The sequence below is a fragment of the Streptomyces solincola genome (genome assembly GCF_002982015.1).
GTDB classification, from domain to species: domain Bacteria; phylum Actinomycetota; class Actinomycetes; order Streptomycetales; family Streptomycetaceae; genus Streptomyces; species Streptomyces solincola.
The window spans coordinates 1-4331 of sequence record NZ_PVLV01000506.1; the positions used below are offsets into that span (position 1 = coordinate 1).

Genomic DNA, 4331 nt, shown 5'->3' on the forward strand with positions numbered 1-4331 from the left:
GTTGCCGGGGTTGCCGGGGTTGCCCGGACGGGCGGCCCGGCCGGCTTGGGCAACACCCTCCGGGCAACCCCGGCAACCCCGGCAACCCCGGCAACCCCGGCAACCCTGGCAACCGCCGGCCCCGCCGTTCCGGCCGCCTTTCCCCTCCTCGCCGTCCCGGCTGTCCTTCCCGTCCCGGCCGAGGCGGGCACCGTGGCGGACGAATCCGGTCCGGTGCCTTCTCACCTCCCCACCCACCCTCGATACCGCCTGATCAGGGCTTATGTGCCAGTGAACGCTGGCGCGGTGTGGAGCGCCGGTGAAAAGCTGTTACCGGCGGGTACCGAACGGCCGCCGATCGGCATACCCTCGCCCCCATGACGGACACCACAGGCGGGAACGGCGCAGCCGCCGGCGCGACGGCGAACGACGCGGCGGCGCACGGCCCGACGGCCGGCAACGCCGCCGCCCGCGACGCGACGGCCGGCAGCGCGGAGGCCACCGGACCGGGGCAGCCCGCGCAGGGGCCCGGCGCGGGCACCAACCCGGTGGCCGTCGCGCCGGCCGGGGCGCGGACCGCCGCGGACGTGGTCACCCCCGACCTGGTCGCCCGGCTGGTCCGGGGCGTGGTCGGCTCCGGCCGCACCGCCAACCACACCCCGTTCACCGGGGAGCGGCTGGCCGAGCTGCCCGAGTCCACCCCCGAGGACGTCGCCGAGGCGTACGAGCGCGCCCGCACCGCCCAGCGGGTGTGGGCCGCGACGCCGGTACGGGCCCGGGCCGCGGTGCTGCTGCGCTTCCACGACCTGGTCCTCCAGCGGCAGGCCGAGGGCCTGGACCTGATCCAGTTGGAGACCGGCAAGGCGCGGCTGCACGCCCACGAGGAGATCCAGGCCGTCGCGGTGGCCGCCCGCCACTACGGCCGCAAGGCCGCCGCGTACCTCAAGCCGCGCCGCCGCACCGGTGTGCTGCCCACCCTCACCAAGGTCACCGAACTGCGCCAGCCGCGCGGGGTGGTGGGGCAGATCGCGCCCTGGAACTATCCGCTGGAACTGTCCGTCGGCGACGCGCTGCCCGCCTTCGTCTCGGGCAACGCGGTCGTGATGAAGCCCGACACCGAGACCGCGCTGACCGCCCTGTGGGCGCGCGAGCTGCTGGTGGAGGCCGGGCTGCCGGAGGAGGTCTTCCAGGTGGTGCTGGGGGACGGGCCGGTGGTCGGACCCGAGGTGGTCCGGCATGCCGACTACGTCTCCTTCACCGGCTCCACCCGTACCGGCCGCGAGGTCGCCCAGGGCGCCGCCGCCCGGCTGGTCGGCGTGTCCCTCGAACTCGGCGGCAAGAACGCCATGCTGGTGCTGCACGACGCGGACGTGGAGAAGGCCGCCGCCGGCGCGGTGCGGGCCTGCTTCTCCTCCGCCGGGCAGCTCTGCATCTCCATCGAGCGGCTGTACGTCCACGAGTCGGTCGCCGACGACTTCGTGGAGCGGTTCGCCGCCCGCACCAAGGCCATGCGGCTCGGCGGCGCCCTCGCCTACGGCGCCGACATGGGCTCTCTGGTCGGGCAACGCCAGTTGGAAACGGTCAACCGGCATGTCGAGGAGGCCGTTTCCAAGGGCGCGGTGCTGGTCGCGGGCGGCACCGCCCGCCCCGACATCGGCCCGCTGTTCTACGAGCCGACCATCCTCGACGGCGTCCAGGAGCCGATGGCCGTCTGCGCCGAGGAGACCTTCGGCCCGGTCGTGTCCGTCTACCGTTTCCGCGACGAGGACGAGGTCGTGGAGCGCGCCAACGCCACCCCGTACGGGCTGAACGCCTCGGTCTGGACCCGCGACTCGGCGCGTGGCCACGCCGTCGCCGCCCGGCTGCGTACCGGCACCGTCAACATCAACGAGGGGTACGCGCCCGCCTACGGCAGCGTCCAGGCGCCGATGGGCGGCATGAAGGACTCCGGCCTGGGCCGCCGGCACGGCTCCGAGGGCATCCTGAAGTACACCGAGGCGCAGACCGTCGCCCAGCAGCGGCTCGTCCCGCTCGCCCCGTCCTTCGGGATGGACGACGAGGCGTACGCCGCGCTGATGACCCGCGGCCTGCGCGTGATGAAGGCCCTCCGCTTCCGCTGACCACCCGTCTTCCTGCCCTCTTCCCGCCCTCTTCCCGCCTTCTTCCACCCTCTTCGGCACGAGGAGCGCCATGCCTCAGGTCACCCCTGCCCGCACCCCGGACGACGCCGGCCATGACGGCGGCGAAGCCGGGGACGCGGGCTACGACTACGACGTCCTCGTCGTCGGCTCCGGCTTCGGCGGCTCCGTCTCCGCCCTGCGGCTGACCGAGAAGGGCTACCGGGTCGCCGTGCTGGAGGCCGGCCGCCGTTTCACCCCGGCCACCCTGCCCAGGACGTCCTGGGACCTGCGCAACTACCTGTGGGCCCCGGCCCTCGGGCTGTACGGGCTCCAGCGGGTCCACCTGCTGGGCAACGTGATGGTGCTGGCCGGCGCCGGGGTCGGCGGCGGCTCGCTCAACTACGCCAACACCCTCTACGTACCGCCGCCGGCCTTCTTCCAGGACCGCCAGTGGGCGTCCATCACCGACTGGCAGGAGGAACTGGCGCCCTACTACGACCAGGCCAAGCGGATGCTCGGGGTGCGGCTCAACCCGACGATGACCCCGTCCGACGTGCATCTGAAGGCGGCCGCCGAGGCGATGGGCGTGGGCGACACCTTCCACCTGGCCCCGGTCGGCGTCTTCTTCGGCGACGGCAAGGACGCCGGCGGCGCCGACGGCGCGAGGACGCGGCCGGGCCGGCAGGTGCCCGACCCGTACTTCGGCGGCGCGGGCCCCGCCCGCCGGGCCTGCACCGAGTGCGGGGAGTGCATGACCGGCTGCCGGCACGGCGCGAAGAACAACCTCACCGAGAACTACCTGCACCTCGCCGAACGGGCCGGCGCGGTGATCCATCCCATGACCACCGTCACCGCCGTCACCGACGACCCCTCCGGCGACGGCTACCGCGTCTCCGTCGTCCCCACTTATCGCCGCCGCAAGGCCGCCCCCCGGGTGCTGCGCAGCCGGTACGTGATCGTCGCCGCCGGCACCTACGGCACCCAGACCCTGCTGCACACCATGAAGGACCGCGGGCTGCTGCCCCGCGTCTCCGACCGCCTCGGCGAGCTGACCCGCACCAACTCCGAGGCGCTGGTGGGCTCGCAGACCTCCGACCGCCGCTACCGCAAGCGGCACGGCCACCCGAAGGCCGACTTCACCCAGGGCGTGGCCATCACCTCGTCCATCCACCCGGACGGGAATACCCACATCGAGCCGGTGCGCTACGGCAAGGGTTCCAACGCGATGGGCTCGCTCTCCATCCTCCAGGTGCCTTTCGCCGAACGGCGGGTCGCCGCGTGGCTGAAGAACGTGGTCCGTCACCCGTTGCTGACCGCACGCTCGCTCTCCAACCACCGCTGGTCCGAGAAGACGATCATCGGACTGGTGATGCAGTCGGTGGACAACTCGCTGACCACCTTCCGCAAGCCGGGCGGCGTCGGGAAGGGCCTGCTGACCGCCCGCCAGGGCCATGGCGCGCCCAACCCCAAGCAGATCGCCGAGGGCACCCGCGCCGCCACCCTGCTCGCCGAGGAGATCAACGGCTTCGCCGGATCGAACGTCGGCGAGCTGATGGGCACCCCGCTGACCGCGCACTTCCTCGGCGGCTGCGTGATCGGCGCCACCGCCGAGGACGGCGTGATCGACCCGTACCACCGGCTGCACGGACACCCCGGCATCCTCGTCGTGGACGGCGCCGCGGTCTCCGCCAACCTGGGCGTCAACCCGTCCCTCACCATCACCGCGCAGGCCGAGCGGGCCATGTCGTTCTGGCCGAACAACGGGGAGGACGACCCGCGGCCCCGGCAGGGCGAGGCGTACGCCCGGATCGCGCCGGTCGAGCCGAAGTCGCCCGCCGTCCCGGCCGACGCCTTCGGCGCGCTGCGGCTGCCGTTCCTCGGCATCCCCACCGTCCCGCCGAAGCAGTGAAGCGCCCCGACGCGACGGGCACCACGGACGCGACGGGCACCACGGACACGACGGGCACCACGGACACGACGAAGGCGCTGCACCCCCCTCCGAGTGCAGCGCCTCCCGCCCACGGCAGACGCCGGGGCCTTGTCTCGCATGCATGACCCGCGAGCGGGGCGAACGGTTGCAGCAGTGACGCCGGGCAATTGATGTGACCTGCGTCACTCCGCGCTCGGGGGCGCCGTCCCGGTACGACGAGGCCCGCCGGCCCGCCGCGATGTGCGGCGCGCCCGGCGGGCCTCGGTGGGGGGAGGGGACACAACTGTCTCTTATACACATCT

Annotated in this window: 2 protein-coding genes; both read left to right on the plus strand. The window is 73.4% G+C overall.

Annotated elements, in window-relative coordinates; genetic code table 11:
- Positions 1-356 precede the first annotated feature (356 nt).
- On the plus strand, positions 357-2099 hold the full coding sequence (locus tag C6N75_RS25885; protein ID WP_105871299.1) for a succinic semialdehyde dehydrogenase: 1743 nt from the start codon (positions 357-359) through the stop codon (positions 2097-2099).
- A 70-nt stretch (positions 2100-2169) separates the two neighbouring features.
- Positions 2170-4008, plus strand: coding sequence for a GMC family oxidoreductase N-terminal domain-containing protein (locus C6N75_RS25890; RefSeq protein WP_105871300.1), 1839 nt, complete (start codon positions 2170-2172; stop codon positions 4006-4008).
- Positions 4009-4331 lie beyond the last annotated feature (323 nt).